The following is a 17,846-nucleotide window of genomic DNA, read 5'->3' as shown; positions in this document are numbered from 1 at the left end:
TTCTGCTTGATTTCGCTGGCTGAGAAGTCGTACCATTGGCTGGAAAGCTTCGTTGTCTACTTGGAATGGATTGATTCAATGGCGGATAACCATGCAATAACTACTGGAAGTCGCAGTACCGACATCGTCGGCGTTGTCTGCTCGGTCGGTTGTGCCATCCATTGTGCAGCCACCCCTATGTTGTTGGCCGCCTTACCGTCGATCACCTCCGTACGATGGCTTGCAGATCCGCTTTTCCATCAAATTGTGGCTGTTCTGTGTACGATTTTGGTGCTTCGAGCCATTGTGCCGGGTTGGCGGTCGCACCGCAGTCGGTCGGTGGCCATTTTTGCTGCCGCTGGGCTCAGTCTGCTGATGATCGCTGCCTTTGTTTTGCCTGACCAATGCTGCTCGGATGACCACGACCATACCCACTCTCACGCGGATGCTGCCCCCCCCGCGGAACTCAGTAAATTCCGTTTGGTGTCGACTGCCAACGCCGCTTCGGCTCACGACCATGCTCATCACGACCATGCTCATCACGACCATGCTCATCACGACCATGCAGGGCACGATCATGCAGGGCACGATCATGCAGGGCACGACCATGCTCATGGCAAGTCCGGGAGTGAAGTCACAAAAGTTGCAAAAACGGTGACAGTCGCTGGGGGTTCTGGTGCCGCGAGTTGCGTAAGCTGTTCTCAATGCGAGAGTTGCGAAGCTAGCGTGGAGGGCCAAACTGGCGGTCACTGGAGTCGACCGCTGATGGCCGAGAGTGATTTACAGGCAATATTTGGCGCACCGGCGGCGTCGAAAATCGTACAGGTGCAACCCTATCTGACTCCCTTGGGCGGTATCTTTTTGGTGATCGCACATATCTTGAATATTCGCTTCAGTTGCTGCAATTCGGCTGGCTGCGGCGAAAAAGTCCGTTCCGATGAACCAGAAACTGAGTTTCTCACTTGACAATTTGATCAAGTGTTCTCATTATTCAATCATTCAATCAATTGGTTGATTGACGAGGTGTATATTTTGTCTGGTTCAGAAATTGAAATTGTTTGCGAAGAGTCATCTCATGCGGAGCGCGACCCTAGCGTCCGGCCTGCTGAGGTCGATTCGTGCGAAAGGGCTTCTGCCATCTTTCGCGCTTTGGGCGATGTGAATCGACTGCGTTTGCTGTCGTTGCTCGCCAAGCAAGAATTGTGCGTATCTGAACTCACGGGGTTGCTTCAAGATAATTTGTCAGCCATTTCGCAGCGTTTGAAACTGCTGCGAGCCGAACGCTTGGTTCGGACTCGGCGTCAAGGCAAACACATCTTTTACTCGCTCGCGGACAAGCATATTGCCGAGTTGATCGCCAACGGGCTTGCTCACGGCGACGAGCCTGCGGAATAACAACTATGTAGCAATACACAAGGAGTTCGCGATGAGTCACACTCATGAGAATCACCCCCACGTTCACGGCACCAATTGCGGCCATACCGGCATTGTGCACGGCGATCATGTGGATTACTTACACGATGGCCATTTGCACCACCAAGACAACAGCGGCGTTGTCGTTGAGCACAGCCTAGATGTCACTGACACCAATCCTGCATCTTGTACCAGCGGCCACGCTTGTTCGGGCCATGCAGCGGACCATGTACACGGTCCCAACTGCGGTCATGAGGCGGTGCCACATGGTGATCATGTCGATTACTTGGTAGATGGTCACTTGCACCACCAGCATAACGGGCACTGCGACAATCATGGACCTGTCAAGCTAGCGTAGCTTCCACAACTCCATTGACTTCAAAGTGCTACATCACGAACCGGTTAGCAACTGCCTCCGGTTCCTCCCCTTCATTTGTTACATTTCACAGCTTGCTCAACGTGGTCGGCAATGAGTAAAAAAGAAAATGACATCGAGATTGCTCGGACTTTACTGCGAGCGAAAGATCTGCGTGCAACTCCGGCGCGGATGGCGGTCATCAATTTGGTTTCTAAAAGTTCGCGTCCGATGACGCATTTAGAAGTAACCGAGCAATTGGCGGCCAGCGGTTATGACAAATCGACGCTGTTCCGCGCACTTGGCGACCTTGCCGATGCGGGCTTGTTGCGACGCATGGAACTTGGTGACCATGTTTGGCGTTATGAACGTGTCCACAATGAGACCGGCACTGAATCGGCACATCCGCACTTGCTGTGTGTCGATTGCGGCAGCGTCCAGTGTTTGGATGAAAGCCAAGTGGAATTGAAGGCCGCTAAGTCGATCGGACGCATTGAGGACGTGTTACTCAAAGGGCACTGCAAGGACTGCCGATAGGCCAACGGTTTCCGCTCGCCGTTTCTGAATGGGTAGCTACTCCAGCAGAATTTCTCTATTGAACTAGGCTGGCAAACTCGCGTTGCTCCCACAATCTTGTGTTCATCCCATGCGGTCCGCGTACCGCTTTTGCTACATGGGATTTTTCGGCGTATCGATGAGCAAAAGCTGCTAGCGGAAAACTTCCCAACATTTTCTTGAACGCCCCATATTGCAAATCGTATGCATTTGCATATTGTGTAATACTGCCGAATCGGCCGGGCCTGATGAGTCAACTCAGCATCCTGGATGAGCAGGCGCCTGTTATGGGGCTTCGGGACTGAGCCAATAAACAATACTCAAGGATTTATCGCTCAAGGTTTACTATGGATGCGCGTAAGGATGTGATTGTGATTGGCGCGGGTGCAGCGGGTATCGGTATCGCGGTGGCCTTGAAACACGCTGGCATCGAAGACTATGAAGTTCTGGAACGCAACGGGGTTGGCAGCACGTTTCGCAAGTGGCCTGCAGAAATGCGGTTCATAACGCCTTCGTTCCCAACCAACTCCATTGGCATGCTGGACTTGAACTCCGTAGCGATCGGCAGTTCACCGGGCTATAGCCTAAGCGTTGAACATCCCTCCGGGCCGCAATTCGCAGCGTATTTGCAAAGCGTCGTTGATCACTTTGAATTGCCTGTGCGCACCCAAGTTGCAGTACTGTGTGTTGAACAAGTGGAAGAGGGCTTTCGCGTGACCACTTCCGATGGCGTGATACATGGCAAGTGTGTCGTCTGGGCCGCAGGGGAATTTCAAACACCTCGCACCAACGTTTTTCCCGGCGCAAACGATTGCCTACACACCAGCCAAGTGCAATCGTGGCAGTCGCTTGCCGGAACGTCTCACGTCATCATTGGTGGTTATGAAAGCGGTGTGGATGCAGCGTATAACTTGGCCAAACTCGGTCATAAAGTGACGTTGATCGATCGTGGGAATCCCTGGGATGATGAATCCTCTGACCCCAGCGTAGCGTTATCTCCTTACTCGATTGAACGCCTGCGCCAGCCCGCGATACGTTCCAAGATACGCTTTGTTGCGGATGAAGAAGTGTTTGAAGTGACCAAGCGTCGTCGCGGCTACAAGATTGATTGCGTATCGGGAGCAACCTTCGACACATTCTCACCGCCCATCTTAGCGACTGGATTTCGGCCCAGCATCGGCCCCTTGCATCCCTTTTTCGACTTCCGCGCGGACCATTATCCGCTGCTTAACGAGAACGACGAATCCACGATAGCCTCCGGGCTTTATTTGGCTGGCCCCTTGGTCCGGCATGACTCGCATATCTTTTGCTTTATCTACAAGTACCGGCAGCGATTTGCAGTCGTGGCAAAATCGATTGCCAACAGCCTCGGCTTGCCAGCCGAGGAACTAGAAATGTATCGCAAGTGGGGCATGTACTTGGATGATCTATCCTGCTGCGGCGAAGAATGTGTCTGTTAGTTCGAACGCACGTTCATGCTCGTTCATCGGACTTAACCATTGGAACTATCCATGTCCCTAGCTCTCTCGGAATCTTCGCCAACGGATCACTGCGCAGCATCTCGCACCTTGCCGATAGAACTCGTAGCCGTCGGCAAAGAAAGTGTTGGCAAAACACAATTGATCGCGTCGTTAACGGGGCGGCCGCCCGAACACTCTAATTATGCGGGTGCGACCATTTTTGTTGAATCGTATCGAAGTAACCACATCACTTATGTGGACACGCCCGGTATCCTACGCAAGTCGGACACCAAGACGACGGAAGTAGCATTAAAAAAGCTGGCTGAATCAACCGCGATCATGCTGGTCGTTCAAGCCACGCAGCTTGACGATGATTTAGCCGAATTGCTTCCGCTGGTGCACAACAAGAACGGACTGGTCGTCGTCACCTTTTGGGATAAAGTTCAGCCCGGACCGACTGCGACCGATATGATCGAACGATTGAAGCGGGACTTAGGCGTGCCCATTCATTGCGTCGATGGCAGGAATCTAAGTTTGGCTGATACCCAAGCCCTTGAAGCGAGCGTGACATGCAAAGCTCGATTTCTGCGACCTGCTGCCACCGTTCGTGCCGGATGGCGAATCGAACCAAAAGAGGGATGGTTAGAAAACAGGTGGCTTGGCCCTTTACTAGCTTGCCTGCTCGTAATTCTGCCTGCCATGCTAACGATCTTTGGAGCGAACCGAATTGCTGACACCTTGCATCCGATCGTCAATGGTTGGTTCGAGCCAATGATCAGTTGGGCAAATCTAAACCTACCTGCTTGGCTCAGTTGGGCGCTGACCGCCCAGCAAGGGGATTTCGGATACGGCCTTTTGAACATGGGCCCTTTCTTGTTCGTTTGGGCATTTCCCACAGTGCTAATGTTTGCGTTGATCTTAGGTGTTTATAAATCGACGGGCTTGATTGAACGAATGAATTATGCATTGGATCCGTGGGTCCGACCCATTGGGCTCAGCGGGCGCGATATCGTTCGTGTGATGATGGGATTCGGATGTAATGTGCCTGCTGTAATCAGCACCAGAGCGTGCTCCAATTGCTCAAGGAACAGCGCAATTGCAGCAATCTCTTTCGGCGCCGCATGCAGTTACCAGTTACCAGCGACACTAGCGGTGCTGTCTGCTGCGGCAGTTGCAAATGGAAACTCCAGCTTACTTCTAGCCATAGCATTCCTATGCTATTTATGCGTGACCACACTGATCTTCGTTCGCTTGACGACACCTCTACCAGCACGGGATCGGTTAAACGTTCTTGTCACCCCTCGTAGGCCATTTATGCAGTGGCCTTCAGTCGGGGGATTGATGCGAGAAGTCCGTTCAACATTCATGCAATTTTTAAAGCAGGCGTTGCCAATCTTCTTTCTGATATGCATTGCGGCTTCGTTCTTGGCAAAAATTGGCTTCTTGGATGCGCTTTCAGCTTACTTGAGACCAATCATGATACTGTTTCATCTTCCGGCCGAATCCGCATTGCCAATCATCATGGCTTCGATTCGCAAAGATGGCATCTTCTTGTTCGCCAGCGACTCAGGACTGGCTTTTCCCATGACGTCGTTACAAGTTTTGACCGGTGTTTATCTTGCAGGTGTTTTACTGCCCTGCTTAGTCACCGCCTTAACGATTGCGAAAGAAACTGGCATCAAGAACGCGTTGAAGCTGGTAGGCGTACAAGCGATGTATGCCCTTGCATTCTCGCTCATACTGGCCTGGGGTGGAGCGCTGCTATGGTAAGGCAACAATTGCCGTTTTGTTTCGAACATGACTTGGCATGCGCAACCGCTCTGCTGGACCAACAGATTTGGTGTTGGGGCCAAGATATCGAACATGAGCAAGGCAACCTGCTTTGCCAGGCCGGATTTGAAAAGCTGAGCCCACCGGTAAACTATCATAGATGCATAAGTGTGTATCGACGAATGCTGGACAACGGGGACGTTCTCATCTTACGCGGCTTTGGAGTTCTGCTGCAAAGAGGCAAACGCGGGCTATTCCTAAAACGTTATAGTTTTCATCCATTGCAGTTCGACGCCGGACATGAAGAACTTCTTCCTTGGAAACTAGATCTCGTACCACCCTGTCGCCGTGTGGAACGAGCTGACTTGCCTGTGATGCGCCGGATGTGCATGTCGCTGGTGCAATGGATCTTGGACTACGAGTCGTGGATCATCGCTCGGTTCCGCGGGACTGCGTACCGGCAGCGAGTGCTCCACGACTGGGATGACGACAGTCGCATGGTGGTTACAGCAGATCAGATTGCTTCCGCTTGGAGGTCGCTGAGCTTTCACATTGCGGACCACTTCGACGCATTCGCTAACCAGCCCCAGACACAAGATAAACTTCATTGCGTTGCAAAAAATCTGTTTACTCGCCCCCAATCTTAGTCGCCCACTAACTGTTATGAAAAAACTTCCCGTTACCGTATTGTCGGGCTTTCTTGGAGCTGGCAAAACAACCTTGTTGAATCATGTATTGGCAAACCGCGATGGCTTACGCGTCGCTGTCATTGTCAACGACATGAGTTCAGTCAACATCGATTCGCAACTGGTCGCTGCAGGTGAAGCAAAGCTTAGTCGAACGGAAGAAAAGTTGATCGAAATGACCAACGGTTGCATTTGCTGCACGTTGCGAGAAGACCTGCTGCTGGAAGTAAAGCAGCTTACCTCAGAAGGACGTTTCGATTACCTGCTGATTGAATCGACCGGCATTTCAGAACCAGCTCCGGTCGCAGACACCTTTACGTTCGCGATCAGCGAGAGCCAGGCCCTCAGCGATCTGGCTGAACTGGACACGATGGTCACCGTTGTTGACTGCGCAAACTTGATGCAAGATCTTCGTAGCACGCGCGATCTGCAATCGGCAGGACAGGCGGCAGGGGAAGGTGACACGCGATCGATTGCAGATCTACTAATCGATCAAATCGAATTTTCCGATGTCCTGATCCTCAACAAGGTCGACCTTGTGGACGCTGAGCAACTGGGCGAGATTGAAGGTTTCTTAGAACACTTGAACCCTTATGCCTTAAAGCTGCACAGCGAGTTTGGACAAGTCGAACCCAAAAGAATTTTAGGCACAGGACGTTTTGACTTTGAGAAAGCCAAATTGTCACGTGGCTGGCAATTGACCATGCGTGGCGATGGAGCCAGCGAAGTGGAAGAGTATGGCGTCAGTAGCTTTGTTTACAAAGCACGCCGGCCGTTTCACCCACAGCGATTCTACGATCGATTGCACGGCGATTGGAGTGGTGTATTGCGATCGAAAGGCTTCTTCTGGCTTGCATCGCGACTTGATAAAGTCGGCGTGTGGTCGCAAGCTGGCCGAGTGGCTCGTTTGGAAGCAGGGGGATTCTGGTGGGCATCAATCCCCCAAGACCAATGGCCTGATGATCCGGTTTTTCAGAAAGCGATGGAACGGAATTGGAACTCGGAAGTTGGCGACTGCCGCCAAGAGCTTGTCTTTATCGGTATCGGGATGGATGAACTACGAATCTACGACTCCCTGCAAGAGTGCTTACTGACCGATGAAGAGATGGACCGCGGACCTGAGAAATGGAACTACTTTCCGGACCCATTCCCAAGCTGGAATCTTGTTCGTGCTTGACTACCATCCGCGATGCATCAAAACTGACTTCCGACCGTGATGAAAATCCACTTCCAGAATGGATGATGCAGCCAAGTCAGCAAGAATAGGAGGCTAGTACCCGTGAGTATAGTAGTGGATTGAATGGCAAGATTCAGAATCAAAGCAATCGATCTCACCAGCAGCCACAGGCATGCAATGGCCACGACAGCTTGCCAGCCCATCACGCCCCCCACCAGCAGCCAGGCAGCGAAAAAACCATTCGCGGCACTCCAAGCATGCGTTCCAACTTCATCGACGGTGTGACTTTTTCGCCAAGCATATTTTTCTAGTACTGCCAAGCCTGATGAGCATACCAAGGCCGCAATCATCCCGATCAGCGAGTTGGCCAAGCGACCCACACCCGACTGGCTGGATCCTGTTCGAGCTGCGACCACCGAGTCATTGAAGTTGATTGGCAACAGCTCTGGCACAAAGATAACCGCAGATACAAATGCAAACAGGACTGCCATGGCAAACCGCATCGGCAAATTTTGGCGATCAAAATCGATCAACGAATACAACATCAATGTCGATAACAGCGCTGCGTGAATGAAGTACAGCCCTAAGACATCCCATTTGGTATACAGCACAATCCAAACAACCCCAGTGTAGGTATAACCGTGAAAGCCAGGCACGTTCGCAGCACCGGTCACCAATTCGAACAAGAACAAGGAGCCGAAGATTGCCGCTCCAATCACTTCGACCCAAAAGTAGCGAATCGGGATGGTGACTTGGCAAGCTCGACACTTGCCGCCAAGCCGCAGATAGCTGAGGATAGGCAAGTTATCGATGCGAGAGATTTTGGTTCCACATTGTGGGCAAGCAGACGAACGTAGCGCAAAGGGTTCTCCGCGTGGGACACAGTAAGCAACCACGTTCAAAAAGCTGGCCACAGATGCGCCGACGTAAATGAAGATCGCGAAAATCGCCAGCTTGGCTGCTCGAATTTGCATTTCTTGCCCCGCGGAAAGCTCATCTTCGACGACGCTGATCATCGGCTTATCTGTCGATTGCTGGCGGACCCACTCGATTGTGGGCATAACCACCATGTACAACGTCAGAGCGGCAAGCACTAAGACTGCCGCAATCCAACGAAACATTACGCGTGAGCTCAAGTTGTCCATGAAGGTGATCTGTAACTCAAGTATTATGCTATGACAAATAACGCAGTCCCGTTATCATAACTGGAAGGCGTGGCCGTCGCGCGAAACCATGTTTATAGAGCATCTGGGTTGCTAAAGTAACGACGTAACAAGATTCCTCTGTTGGTCCAACACTACTTCAGGTAATTCGTTAACGCTACAATCGATTAGAAACTTCTTTAGGACGACAGACCCGAGGGTATGCAAAGGCGTAACCCATCGCGTTGTAATACGTCAAATGCAATGGCGCAGTCCCAATCGGCTTGGCATCTTTCTTGATCAAGTATGTTCCCAGATAGCAATCTCGCAACGACTGACCTTCAGTGTCCGCGCCCAGCCAAAGCAAATCCAAGAGTATATTAAAGGGGCCAAAAAGCCACAAAAGCATACGTATTGTCATATTAAAGAGCGAAGGACGTCCACCTTTGGCTGAGACTAACCTCACGCGTAGTAATTGGTATCCAAAGGTCCCAAATTGAGAACGTTTAACCGGGGCTAAGTAGATCCAGGTTGCGATCACACTGATTAACAAAAAGTATCGAATCTGATTGTGGGGTTCCAGTATGGGGACCGCCAATGCTAAATAGGGAACAAACAGCGTTATGCCAATAAGTACTAGGACAATAGAGTCCACGGCGATCACCAATATGCGAGTTCCAAATCCAGCGTAGTCCTTGCGGTCGTAGTAGTTTGCGATTCCAAGCGAATTATCTACCAACCTAGTCCTCCAGTTTCATTTCGCATGAAAATGTAATCGTCCTAGAATCTGCAATTTCATATAGTTTACAGAGAGCACACTAGCGGGCAATCAGAAAAGTGCGTAGGGAGAAACGTCGGGGGCTTGCTCGCGGATCTTTTGTGCTATCTCACGTTCCATTTGGCGGAGCAAGAACCAACGCTTAATGAGTCCTGAGCGATTCCACTTTTCGGCGTACTTCTCTTCCACCTCTTTTTCGATCTCAGTCCCCACTTCCCTCTCGACTGCGTCCAGAAGGCGTTCAAGTCCGTCAGCCACGATGCCCATTTCTTCAGAGTCAGGATTTAATGCACGAGCCATCGCATTTTCATTCAATAGAGTCGCAAAATAGTCCACCCTCAATGCCAGACGGTAAATTCGTCGATAGCATTTTGGAGCTTAGACTAGATTATACTGAACTTCGTTGCTTTTGGGTTAGGGTGTCAATTGGCTGACGATCACATTGATTAAACTAGAGTTGACCGCCGAAACCAACCCTATCTGAGCGGAGACCGGGATCGTGCCGCTGATAATTGCTGCGACAATTGCGTTTGGTCTAACGCAACATGCTCCGCGATCAGGCTAAAGTTCGCATCAAATAAGAGGGCTACTGAACATGGAGATAATATAATGCTTGACAATCCGTATCAGCCGCCAGCGGTGGAAACGGTCTCACGCAACACCAAGCGTGGTTTTCAACTTCGCCCAAGAAACTTGAGACTGTTTATGGCACTCGTTTGCTTCTTTGCTTTTGTTGGCCTCTTCATTCCCACAATTGAACTTCGCATGTCCCCCAGCAATTCGCTGGGACGAATACCATTATTCATGGCCTATCTGGTTGGAATTTTCGATCCATTCTATTTCCTCCTCTCGTTAGTGATCATTGTGTTGCATTTGTCGGGATCAATTCTGCTCTCTGCCATTGCCGAACGGTGGTTGAGTTCATTAAGGGATGATCGCCGGCAGCAATCTCCAGAATTTGACACCGGGCTAAACGAACAGGAGAAGGATGCCACTTGAGGTAACCGTTTATGCGTCGGTTCAAGATTTTATGCTGCATCCGCTGCCGCGATGGAATTGCGCGGCAATGGTGAGGGGGCGAGTTCACCTGTGAATTTTGCTTCCATCGCGGATGCTACGTATCAATATGCTGTCTAGAACACCAAAGCGGTGTCCGATGGGGACAAGCCCCAATCGGACATGCTCGCGAATCGCGAACGCCGTTAGCGATACAATCTCATTGCAAAGACTGGGCAAGAGAATGGGGGCAGGAGAATGGTCATGGAATCTATTCTACTGCCCTGATTCTCCTGCCATAAAAAATTCGTTCGCTCTTAGCGCACCAATCCTATTGCAAAGAATGGGAACAAGGCCCAGCTTCGCTTTCCCAACACAGCGTTCTTTGTTGTGTGAAGGCGAGTTCTCGGCGACCGTTGGGCTTGCCCTGGGCTGTCAAAAACTCGGTATTGACACGCTACTTTTTGCGCAAGATTGAATCCGATAGCGACCGCCTCAAGACCGCAACTCGGTCAAACATCAAACCCCGTTGGGGTTGGAAGACTCTATGTTGGACCTGCACTTGAGGAACAAAACTCACGACCGTAGAAAAGGTTTGACAAGAAGCCGTCCAAACGAGACTTACTACAGCTCTGAAACTTTGCCTTAGTAGTCACCGCCTTCTTCCGAATCCTCCTCGTCCCAAGATTCAAACGGATCTTCGAACGCGGACCAGACCGCAGGACCAGCTTCCATCTCTTCATCGCTCAAGAGACAATCGCGGAGCGATTCTTCCACGGTTACTTGAGCAAGTTCTTGACCGATAAGGACCAATTCAATGCGACGATCGCCCCACGGTTCTTCCCATACTTCGGCAATCTCCTCGGCAAACCCAGGATCTTCGTCTGGCCACTGCTCGCGGTCGACTGAAGCGGCCCAGATACCGGCCTTGTAGAGCGAGTAGATGCTTCCGGCTTGTGAGATTTCGCCTGCATCATCGTGACGACTAGCCAACCATAGGCAACCTTTACAACGCACGATTCCATCGGACCCATCGCCATTGAGCCACTCATAAAAGCGTTGTGGATGGAAAGGGCGACGAGCTGTAAAAACCATGCTGCCAAACCCGTATTCTTCGGTCTCGGATGTCTCTGATCCGCGTGGCACTAGCAGCCATTGCTGATGATTCGCGGCCCACTCTTCGCTGAATAGATTGGTATTGAGGATCTCTTTGAGAGGCAAGTTTCCACGATGAGCTCTGACAATCCTGGCCGTTGGATTGAGTCGACGCAACAAGCTATCAATCGCATCGGTTTGCTCTTTGCCTGCCAAGTCTTCTTTGCTGATAACAATGACGTTAGCGAATTCAATCTGATCCATTAGCAGATGCACTACATCGCGATCGTCGGTTTCATCGACGCCTAAGCCACGGTCGCGGAGTTCATCCATCGACTCCATTTCTGCAAAGAAGTTTACAGCATCGACCACCGTAACCAGCGTGTCCAGTCGAGCGACTTCCTGTAAGCTCATCGCCTCTTCATCGGCAAAGGTGAACGTCTCTGCGACTGGCAGTGGTTCGGAGATTCCCGTCGACTCGATCAATAGATAGTCGAATTTTCCTTGCCGTGCGAGATTGGAAACTTCTTTCAACAGGTCTTCACGCAACGTGCAGCAAATGCAACCGTTGGACATTTCGATGAGTTGTTCATCAACGCGGCTGAGTTGTGCCGCGCCATCGCGAACCAATCGTGCATCGACGTTAACCTCGCTCATGTCATTGACGATGACGGCCACTCGCATGCCTTCGCGATTGGCGAGAACCGCATTGAGCAGCGTTGTTTTCCCTGCTCCCAAGAAACCAGAAAGGACTGTTACCGGCAACTTGCTGAGCGTCATCGTTTTTGTTTCTCTTGACATTGTTTTACCCGGATGGATCGTTGAGCTTAGATACCAACACAAGCAGACCAATGATCCGCTTGATCGATTGTTCGACCGATCAAGCATACCTCTTGGAAGAGTTGCCTGAACCTAGACCAACCAACACATACGCACATCATATGCATATGCACCTTTGACGCAATAGCGCTTTCCACGCACCGAAGTAGCAAGTGTCTATGTCTTGCAGTTCCAATTTCCAAAATTGCTTTTCGAAGTCAGATTCCCGCATGTTTTCATGCCGAAGGGATTGCTTGAGCACGACGCCCGTATCACAATCTGTGACAGTCGAAATTGCACTACGCTGACTTGATGGTTGATGTATCGTTGAAGAGTCCAAGATTGCCACCGCCCGAAGCCTCGCCTGCTAACTCCATGCACCGCCATCCACATCTGCTGGCCGTCGCAGGTTTGCTGTTCGCTAGCGGCATGGCAGCATTGATGCATCAAACATTGTGGACACGACGACTGATCGATGTTCTAGGTGCTAGCACGGAGTCGACCAGTCGTGTTTTTGGCTGCTTCTTTTTTGGCCTGGCCGCTGGTGCCGCTGTGGCTGCGTTGGTTGCTGAGCGCACTAGACGCCCGCTGCTTGTGGCAGGTTACATCCAAATCCTAGCGGCAACTCTCACGCTTCCGGTTCTTCTTTTAGAAGCCTGGACCGATTGGATTTGGCCTTATCTGGGGCTTGCGCAACTCAGTTCCTGGCAAGGGAGCTTCACCAAGTTTGCCGTTGCCTTTGTTGCAGTTTTTCCACCCGCGGCGGCGATGGGCATTACCTTTCCAATGCTGACCGAAGGCCTTTCGCGTAGCAATGCGAATTTCACCGCGCAGAAAAGTATTTGGTTGTATGCCTCCAACACGCTTGGAGGCGCCGCAGGTATCCTGCTGTGTGTTGTCATCGGCATACCTCTGCTGGGGATAATCAACAACATGCTACTTGCAACGCTGATCGACTTTGGCATCGGCATTTTGATACTGCTATGGGCTGCTGGCGACAAAACGAGTTCGCCGCATGTGACGTCTAATCAACTCCAACTCAACCTTGCAACAAGCGGGCAAACGCTTGACGCAGAGCTGCGCAAGCCGTCGTTTTTTCGAAATCTACTGCAGCATTATGGCTGGACGCTGCCCATCGCATTCATCTCTGGAGCCATTACGATTGGCTTAGAGGTTTTAGCCTTGCAGCACGTCTACCTGGCGACCACGATGTCGCTGTTTGTACCCATTGTCGTCTTACTAGTGGTCATCTTTGCGTTAAGTATTCCAGCCTTCCTGTTGGCAAGCCTTGGTCGATTGAGTTTCTTGGATGCGAACGTTTATTTGCAGCGAGCTCTGCTTTGGAGTTCCGTCGCAATCGCCATGGCGCCCGCCGTGTTCTATAAGCTTTGCCGCAGTAACGCTTGGCTTATCATCAACGACAGTCTTCCCGAGTATATCTTGCAACTTGGACTCTTCGTGGGTCTCTCGTACGGCCTAGCTTGGTTCGCATTAGGTTTCGTTTTTCCACTTGTAATAGCCGTACAAACGAACTTAACTGGTACCAATGGAAAGTCGTTGGGACTGCTACTGGCAATCAATGGCTTGGGAGGATTCGTTGGAGCTGAACTTGCCTTACGATTGGCTTTTCCGGCGTTTGGACTATATCGGTCGATTATTTATCTCGGATATTTATTGCTGGCTGTCGCATTGGCTCGAGCAACGACGGCCATGTTCAAACGGCCCATCGACAGCAGAATGTTGATTACTTCGCTAGCAGTACTGCTGCTGGCATCTTACATCGCAAGAAATTGGACAGAGCCACTCCCGATACATAATTTGCCAGAGACACTGAACGTGGTAGACGTCAAGTTTGGGCGAGAAGGCGTGGTTGCCACTGTCGACGACCAGCAGCACGAACGTTTCATACTTGTCTCCAATCAATACAGCCTGGGCGGCACCAAAGTGCGGTATGCGCAAGAACGGCAAACTCTGCTGCCCTTTGTGCTGCACGAGTCTCCAAAGCATGTCGCTTGCATTGGGCTAGCAACTGGTATCACCGCCGGGGCGGTCATACCCTTTGAGGAATTGGAGCAAGTGACGGCCATCGAATTGTCGCCGCTGGTCGCAGAAACCGCGGGCCAATATTTCTCTGCATACAACCATGGAATATTACAGCATCCAAAAGCTAGCGTCCTGATTGAGGATGGGCGGACGGCGATTGCCGCGAGTGTTAGCCAATTCGATGTGATTGCAGCCGACTTGTTCCTGCCTTGGGCTCCTGGTGAAAGTCGACTTTATTCCAAAGAGCACTTCACTTGCTGTCGCCAAGCGCTTCGAGATGGCGGAATCTTTTGTCAGTGGCTCGCAGTTTATCAATTAACTCAACCACAAATTCAACAAATCATGGACACTTTCCATTCCGTTTTTCCCAACACGCATCTGTTCATGAATGGATTCGAAAGCGGAAACCCAATGCTAGGCCTGGTAGGCTTCACGTCCGGCAACTCTGAGTCGGAGGTCGATTGGGATTCGATCCGTCAGCGATGCCAATCACTGTCGTCGTCGAACGTGTTGCAGGATCCTGTACTGAGAAATGTAGAAGGCATCCAACTGCTGTACCTGGGGCGTGTAGGTAACCAAGCGAACCGACGCAAACATTTTATTTCGTTACGAGATGCCTCGTTCGAGTACTCGACGGTTTACCAGCGCATCGTGAAAGCTTCCAATAACAAGTATCTGCGAGAAGGAGCATGGATCGAGTACTGCCGTGGCTTGCGAGCAACGCTAGTTTCACCAACCACTGCAGCCTCGATGACGGCTCTTGCAAATGGACTTCAAGAGTATGATTTTGCGGTGAAGACAAAGCATCCAATCGTAAAGGAATTGGAGGTCAAACTTTCGAGAATGCTTCCTGACACCATCTTAAATGACCAATCGGCGGACTGGACACGCTGGCCATCAGCAAGCGCAGCGTGGCGTCGCATGGAATAATCACGTCTCAATGATCGGCGGAGCTCAACAATTTCCCGTCAACAGGTACGTGCTCATGGTGGCTAGCAAGTTTAGCAGTCGTGATTGCAGCCCCGATCCATTTCATTCGTAAAAATCAAGGCCAGTGTTTCATATCGATCCACTCCGCATCATCAGCCTTGTCGCAAGCTCGCAAATTCCATGATGCGAGTTTCGACGGGGCTGTTTCCTTTACCGATCGGCTGTGCATTGAATATCGCATGCAACACCAATTCTATGGACTGGTGGATGATCTTCAGCAGGTCTTCGTGCCCAAATGCCATCATCGCCGTGATGGCTGCAGACAACACACAGCCAGCTCCATGCGTATGCAGCGTATCAAACCGGTTGACGTTGATTGCAAGATTTTGCTGCCCGTCACCAAAAATGTGATGCGATGAGCCGTCACGCGGACCCATTTTAACAAGAACATAACGGGCACCCAGAATATGCAAATCGTGAATCGCCTTTGCAACCGCTTCTTCATCCACTAGTTCGATTCCAGTCAACTGCTGTAATTCAAACCGATTGGGAGTGACCAAAAACGCTCGCTTCATCAAGTTCCGATAAGCTTCGATGGCGTCATCTTCCACCAGCAATCGACCATGTTTGCTAACCATGACAGGGTCGATGACCAAGGGAAAATCAAAGGCTGCTGAACGTTCACAAACAGCATCAATAATCGATGCATTTCCGAGAGCGCCCGTCTTGGCCACCGCGATATCCAGATCGCTGACGATCGCTTCGACTTGGTCCAGCACAAGCTGCGGCGAAAGCATTTCGATGCGTTCTACGTTCTGTGTGTTTTGTACTGTCAGCAAAGTCACCGCGCTGGCACCATAGACACCTAACTGTTGGAAAGTCTTTAAATCTGCTTGTAATCCAGCGCCACCGCTGGGGTCCGAGCCAGCGATGGTCATCGCAATTGCTCTAGGCTGGAACTTTCGATTCGTTGCGGTACCTTCTTCGGTCATATATCAAATCCATTGAGTAGCTTTTGTACAGACTACTGACTCTAGCCGATTAGCAGAAACGGGCAAGCCCGTTGAATTGCCAGCCTCAGCGTGGAATTCGAAGATGCAAATACACCGACCATCGCTTGATGAACTTGCCGTGAACAGAAGCATCACTTCGCATCGGACCCGTGCAAATGTTTTTCCTTTGCCGCCTCTGGATCTTTACGAATCCGTTCCACCACTAAAGTTACGCGGTTTTCCTTTTCCGGCTTCACTTCGACAAAAAGGCCTGAGGTCGCATAAGAAAAATGCTTTCGATCAATTACCCCGTAGGTACTGGGTTTATGACCGGTCACATCTTCTGCCACAACCATTTGCACGACGACGCAGTCATGCAAGCCAACAACGGCACCGTCGCCTTTTCGGTAAGTGGTCAGCGTGAAGGTTCCATCGGGTTGAATTGAACCCCGAGCGTTAATCTTGGTGTCTCTGGAACGCAGTTCAATGTTACCAACATGTACGGGTTGGCCATCCGGAAAGACGACCTTGCCTACAACAGGAAATGTCGTTGGACTTTTCGAGCATCCTGTAAAGGCGAACAAAGCCAGCATCAAAACAAAGCATTTTCGACTAGTCACGACGTACAATTGATTCACCATCGCGTCGATTGCATAGGTAGCCCAAGGTCTCTGTATCGATGCTGGTGCCGATAGACCGAACGCTGCCATCCGCAAATGCAAAATGGCACAAACCCAAATGCCAACTACCCCATGAGACTAATCCGTTTTCTTCGTCGTAAAGGTCTTCGACAATCGGAACCGTCGGCCCACCGACGCGGGTTGAGTTTTGGAACTGATCGCCGTTGAAAATAAAGGCGTCTTGCGGCGACTGCGTTAACTTGCCAATTGGAACATGCATCTCACCAACGACGATCGTATTGCTTAAGCCGTCGGTAATGGAGGCATGGTTTACGCGATCTGCCCAGTCATAAGGTTTGTCACCGTCGCAACGCGCATGGCTGGTGATGATGACGCCTGTGCCGTTACCACCATAATAGAAGTCCGTTGGTAATCCAAATGACCCCGGCGATAGATCGCCATGATTGCCTCCATAGTCCCCAACTGCGCCACGAGCCGAAGCGGTGCTAATCCCAGGTTTCGGAATCTTGCAACCACATGGTAGCCGTATAAATTCCGTCGTGGCGGTAGTCACAATGCCTTGCCCAACCGACTGCGAGCTTGTGCGGCGGGATGGGCAACGATAAACCGCCGTCGCGATGCTGCGAATAATATCGGAGTTGTCTGAATAAGCCTTTGACTGATCCCATTGATGCGTCACAGCCGCTTCATCCAAAAATGGCATGATGCGAACCAGCCAAGTTGATTCCGAGCCACCGCAAGCAAACTCTGGGTCGCTGCCTGGTTGTGCTTGATAACGTGCTGGCGGGTATGCTTTGAAGGTCTCGCAAAACAAGTCAGTGGCCAGCGAAATCTGATGCAGATTGCTTTTGCATTTAGCTGCCCGTGCTGCTTCACGCGCACTGTTCACGGCAGGCAAAAGCAATGCGGCCAAAATCCCAATGATCGCAATGACGACCAGTAGCTCAACCAGTGTAAATGCCGACTGAGCCTGCGGTCGACGTGGTCTAGTCAGTGAGGTCGGCGAATTCATAAA

17 protein-coding genes are annotated in these 17,846 nt (G+C 51.0%); 10 read left to right on the top strand and 7 right to left on the bottom strand.

Annotation, left to right across the window (positions count from 1 at the left end):
* Positions 1-78: 78 nt before the first annotated feature.
* The 8 genes from SH302x_RS06230 (at position 79) to zigA (ending at position 7,395) form a co-directional block, all read left to right on the top strand.
* Positions 79-945: a MerC domain-containing protein gene (locus SH302x_RS06230; RefSeq protein ID WP_479367867.1), complete on the top strand. Its 867-nt coding sequence runs from the start codon at positions 79-81 to the stop codon at positions 943-945.
* Positions 946-1,011: 66 nt separating this feature from the next.
* Positions 1,012-1,374, top strand: coding sequence for an ArsR/SmtB family transcription factor (locus SH302x_RS06225; protein WP_479367866.1), 363 nt, complete (start codon positions 1,012-1,014; stop codon positions 1,372-1,374).
* Between the two features lie 31 nt (positions 1,375-1,405).
* On the top strand, positions 1,406-1,750 hold the full coding sequence (locus SH302x_RS06220) for a hypothetical protein (RefSeq protein WP_479367865.1): 345 nt from the start codon (positions 1,406-1,408) through the stop codon (positions 1,748-1,750).
* Positions 1,751-1,861: 111 nt separating this feature from the next.
* A complete protein-coding gene (locus SH302x_RS06215) occupies positions 1,862-2,284 on the top strand; it encodes a Fur family transcriptional regulator (protein ID WP_479367864.1) in 423 nt (140 codons plus the stop codon).
* A 365-nt stretch (positions 2,285-2,649) separates the two neighbouring features.
* Entirely contained in the window at positions 2,650-3,762 is a 1,113-nt protein-coding gene (locus tag SH302x_RS06210) for an NAD(P)/FAD-dependent oxidoreductase (protein WP_479367863.1), read from the top strand.
* 51 nt (positions 3,763-3,813) lie between these two features.
* Entirely contained in the window at positions 3,814-5,532 is a 1,719-nt protein-coding gene (locus SH302x_RS06205) for a nucleoside recognition domain-containing protein (RefSeq protein ID WP_479367862.1), read from the top strand.
* Positions 5,526-6,179, top strand: a complete 654-nt coding sequence (locus SH302x_RS06200) for a hypothetical protein (RefSeq protein ID WP_479367861.1) — start codon at positions 5,526-5,528, stop codon at positions 6,177-6,179. Before SH302x_RS06205 ends, SH302x_RS06200 begins: the two co-directional genes overlap by 7 nt.
* Positions 6,180-6,195: 16 nt before the next feature.
* A complete protein-coding gene (gene zigA / locus SH302x_RS06195) occupies positions 6,196-7,395 on the top strand; it encodes a zinc metallochaperone GTPase ZigA (protein WP_479367860.1) in 1,200 nt (399 codons plus the stop codon).
* A 17-nt stretch (positions 7,396-7,412) separates the two neighbouring features.
* On the opposite strand, the gene SH302x_RS06190 is transcribed toward zigA, so the two are convergent.
* The 3 genes from SH302x_RS06190 to SH302x_RS06180 form a co-directional block, all read right to left on the bottom strand.
* Positions 7,413-8,540: an A24 family peptidase gene (locus SH302x_RS06190; RefSeq protein WP_479367859.1), complete on the bottom strand. Its 1,128-nt coding sequence runs from the start codon at positions 8,538-8,540 to the stop codon at positions 7,413-7,415.
* 175 nt (positions 8,541-8,715) lie between these two features.
* Positions 8,716-9,276, bottom strand: coding sequence for an RDD family protein (locus SH302x_RS06185; protein WP_479367858.1), 561 nt, complete (start codon positions 9,274-9,276; stop codon positions 8,716-8,718).
* 90 nt (positions 9,277-9,366) lie between these two features.
* The gene (locus SH302x_RS06180) at positions 9,367-9,615 is read right to left on the bottom strand and encodes a hypothetical protein (RefSeq protein WP_479367857.1); all 249 of its coding nucleotides are present in this window, start codon (positions 9,613-9,615) and stop codon (positions 9,367-9,369) included.
* Positions 9,616-9,924: 309 nt separating this feature from the next.
* On the opposite strand from SH302x_RS06180, the gene SH302x_RS06175 reads away from it, so the two are divergent.
* Positions 9,925-10,314, top strand: coding sequence for a hypothetical protein (locus tag SH302x_RS06175; protein ID WP_479367856.1), 390 nt, complete (start codon positions 9,925-9,927; stop codon positions 10,312-10,314).
* A gap of 642 nt (positions 10,315-10,956) precedes the next feature.
* Here SH302x_RS06175 and SH302x_RS06170 read toward each other — a convergent pair.
* On the bottom strand, positions 10,957-12,186 hold the full coding sequence (locus SH302x_RS06170) for a GTP-binding protein (protein ID WP_479367855.1): 1,230 nt from the start codon (positions 12,184-12,186) through the stop codon (positions 10,957-10,959).
* A 351-nt stretch (positions 12,187-12,537) separates the two neighbouring features.
* Here SH302x_RS06170 and SH302x_RS06165 point away from each other — a divergent pair, with 351 nt between their 5' ends.
* Positions 12,538-15,198, top strand: a complete 2,661-nt coding sequence (locus tag SH302x_RS06165) for a spermine/spermidine synthase domain-containing protein (RefSeq protein ID WP_479367854.1) — start codon at positions 12,538-12,540, stop codon at positions 15,196-15,198.
* Positions 15,199-15,350: 152 nt separating this feature from the next.
* Here the strand turns inward: SH302x_RS06165 and thiD are convergent, their stop codons facing one another.
* The 3 genes from thiD to SH302x_RS06150 all read right to left on the bottom strand — a co-directional run bounded on the left by thiD (position 15,351) and on the right by SH302x_RS06150 (position 17,843).
* Complete coding sequence (gene thiD, locus SH302x_RS06160; RefSeq protein WP_479367853.1) at positions 15,351-16,190, bottom strand: bifunctional hydroxymethylpyrimidine kinase/phosphomethylpyrimidine kinase; 840 nt, start codon at positions 16,188-16,190, stop codon at positions 15,351-15,353.
* Positions 16,191-16,342: 152 nt separating this feature from the next.
* Positions 16,343-16,810 carry a hypothetical protein gene (locus SH302x_RS06155; RefSeq protein WP_479367852.1) on the bottom strand — a complete coding sequence of 156 codons (468 nt, stop codon included), beginning with the start codon at positions 16,808-16,810 and terminating at the stop codon, positions 16,343-16,345.
* Positions 16,803-17,843: a DUF1559 family PulG-like putative transporter gene (locus SH302x_RS06150; protein ID WP_479367851.1), complete on the bottom strand. Its 1,041-nt coding sequence runs from the start codon at positions 17,841-17,843 to the stop codon at positions 16,803-16,805. Before SH302x_RS06150 ends, SH302x_RS06155 begins: the two co-directional genes overlap by 8 nt.
* Between the last annotated feature and the right edge of the window lie 3 nt (positions 17,844-17,846).

It is taken from the genome of Njordella calcicola (assembly GCF_056494125.1).
Note: the sequence above shows the minus strand (reverse complement) of the source record. Positions and strands in the feature narration are given on the sequence as shown.

Bases quoted from the DNA above. Each gene is read 5' to 3' on its own strand.
- SH302x_RS06165 (WP_479367854.1), top strand. From the start codon at position 12,538: ATGGTTGATGTATCGTTGAAGAGTCCAAGATTGCCACCGCCCGAAGCC.
- SH302x_RS06190 (WP_479367859.1), bottom strand. From the start codon at position 8,540: ATGGACAACTTGAGCTCACGCGTAATGTTTCGTTGGATTGCGGCAGTC.
- SH302x_RS06180 (WP_479367857.1), bottom strand. From the start codon at position 9,615: ATGGCTCGTGCATTAAATCCTGACTCTGAAGAAATGGGCATCGTGGCT.
- SH302x_RS06205 (WP_479367862.1), top strand. From the start codon at position 3,814: ATGTCCCTAGCTCTCTCGGAATCTTCGCCAACGGATCACTGCGCAGCA.
- SH302x_RS06215 (WP_479367864.1), top strand. From the start codon at position 1,862: ATGAGTAAAAAAGAAAATGACATCGAGATTGCTCGGACTTTACTGCGA.
- zigA (WP_479367860.1), top strand. From the start codon at position 6,196: ATGAAAAAACTTCCCGTTACCGTATTGTCGGGCTTTCTTGGAGCTGGC.
- SH302x_RS06230 (WP_479367867.1), top strand. From the start codon at position 79: ATGGCGGATAACCATGCAATAACTACTGGAAGTCGCAGTACCGACATC.
- SH302x_RS06200 (WP_479367861.1), top strand. From the start codon at position 5,526: ATGGTAAGGCAACAATTGCCGTTTTGTTTCGAACATGACTTGGCATGC.
- thiD (WP_479367853.1), bottom strand. From the start codon at position 16,190: ATGACCGAAGAAGGTACCGCAACGAATCGAAAGTTCCAGCCTAGAGCA.
- SH302x_RS06175 (WP_479367856.1), top strand. From the start codon at position 9,925: ATGCTTGACAATCCGTATCAGCCGCCAGCGGTGGAAACGGTCTCACGC.
- SH302x_RS06220 (WP_479367865.1), top strand. From the start codon at position 1,406: ATGAGTCACACTCATGAGAATCACCCCCACGTTCACGGCACCAATTGC.
- SH302x_RS06210 (WP_479367863.1), top strand. From the start codon at position 2,650: ATGGATGCGCGTAAGGATGTGATTGTGATTGGCGCGGGTGCAGCGGGT.
- SH302x_RS06170 (WP_479367855.1), bottom strand. From the start codon at position 12,186: ATGACGCTCAGCAAGTTGCCGGTAACAGTCCTTTCTGGTTTCTTGGGA.
- SH302x_RS06150 (WP_479367851.1), bottom strand. From the start codon at position 17,843: ATGAATTCGCCGACCTCACTGACTAGACCACGTCGACCGCAGGCTCAG.